This is a genomic window from Mesorhizobium sp. M7A.F.Ca.MR.176.00.0.0 (genome assembly GCF_004023165.1).
GTDB lineage: Bacteria > Pseudomonadota > Alphaproteobacteria > Rhizobiales > Rhizobiaceae > Mesorhizobium.
The window spans coordinates 1-1,443 of sequence record NZ_RZTC01000280.1 but is presented as its reverse complement, the minus strand read 5'-3'; the positions used below and the strand labels follow the sequence as shown (position 1 = coordinate 1,443).

2 protein-coding genes are annotated in these 1,443 nt (G+C 57.4%); one reads left to right on the top strand and one right to left on the bottom strand.

The window, feature by feature from the left end:
* Positions 1-371, top strand: a 371-nt coding sequence (locus tag EOB59_RS34795; RefSeq protein WP_206622108.1) for a hypothetical protein, incomplete at its 5' end; no start/stop codon positions are given.
* Positions 372-591: 220 nt separating this feature from the next.
* Here EOB59_RS34795 and EOB59_RS34790 read toward each other — a convergent pair.
* Positions 592-1,443 (bottom strand): LysR family transcriptional regulator (locus EOB59_RS34790; RefSeq protein ID WP_164895859.1); only part of this gene is annotated, 852 nt, incomplete at its 5' end.

Sequence of the window (1,443 nt, the reverse complement as noted above, 5' to 3'; positions counted from 1 at the left end):
TTATGTTGTACCCTGGTCACTGCCTTGGTCCGTGCGAGATTGAAATGTTGTCTCGCATTTGCCGGACTGTGTGCGACGAGAGCAAATTGCCGCTTACTTCGCCCGATGCCGAAGAAGCGGCTTCTCACCTGCTAAAGCTCTTTATGAACGGCCTTACCCGCGAGGAGGAACTGGTTGATGCGGCCAGGAACCGTATGAAATGGCTGCCTCGAGCTCATACTTTTCAAAAGGCGACGCTGCCGCACTTCAGAGCCGTTAATCACCCCGACATCAGCCAGGAAGTGGCTCAGCCGGTCACGTCTGCGGGCAGCTCATTTTTCACGCAGGCCCTGCCAGGCCGAGTTGAGCCAGGAATTTCGAAACTCCGCTGAGCACGTGGGTTCGTGGGGCCTCGAACTTGTAACGGTACGACGATACCTAACCGGCTGATGGATAGCCACAAACTCGTACGCTACCTCGCTCATCATTTTCCAAAGCAACTCGCTCAATTCCAAGGCGGTTTGGAAACGGCTTGAGTTCCCAGTGCGGCCGCCGGCGCACGCGCCGCGCTTGGCCGCCTAGTGTCGTTCTCTAGCCGCCCTCTGAGAAATCTCACCCTTTCGCAGGGGTGGAAAAGGCCGCGATGATCGCCTCGAGCGACACGCTCAGAGCATTCGAAAAGGTCCTGCCCTTCTGCCAAATCGCGACGTAATGATAGAGCGCTGACGGTTCCACCGGTTTTGCTTGGAGGTTAAACGCTTCGTATTCACGCGCAATGATTTCATTGGTTATGGAAATGCCCAGGCCAGCCGAAACGTATCCGGCCTCGTGACCGTTGCAATCGAATTCCACCAGTATGTCTGGCTCAACGCCGGCGAAGCGCAACGCATTGAAGTTCATCTGGTGGGCGGCGAACTGGGGATCGATATCGACGATCGTTTCGCCAGCCAGGTCGTGCGCCTCGATACAGGTCTGTTGTGAAAAGCGGTGGTCGGGATGAAAGATGCACACGTTGCGCGCCGACCCGAGCGGCGCCCATTCAAACAGGCGTGGGTCCAGCGGCAATCTCGAGATCCCCAGATCCGCGCGACCGGCCAAGATGTGCTCGCCGATCTGGTCGTAGCTTCCAGAAATTGACCGGACGTTCGAAGCGGTCTTTGCGTGGATAATCGCCACCACCTTGGGCAAGGTCACGAAACCGAAAACAGAAGGCGCGGCAATCGCAATCCTTTGCTTTTCCTCGTTCTTCATCGCGAAGATTGACGCTTCCAGCCGATCCAGGGACGTCAGGGCAAGTTCAACGTTTCGCAGGAGCTCCCATGCTTCCTGCAAGGGGACGATGCGGTTGGCTGATCTCTTGAAGAGGGTGATGCCGAGCGTGGTCTCGAGTTGCTTCACATGTTGACTGACAGCCGGCTGGCTTATCCCGAGGGCTGCCGCTGCTCGCCTTGTCGAACCGGCCCG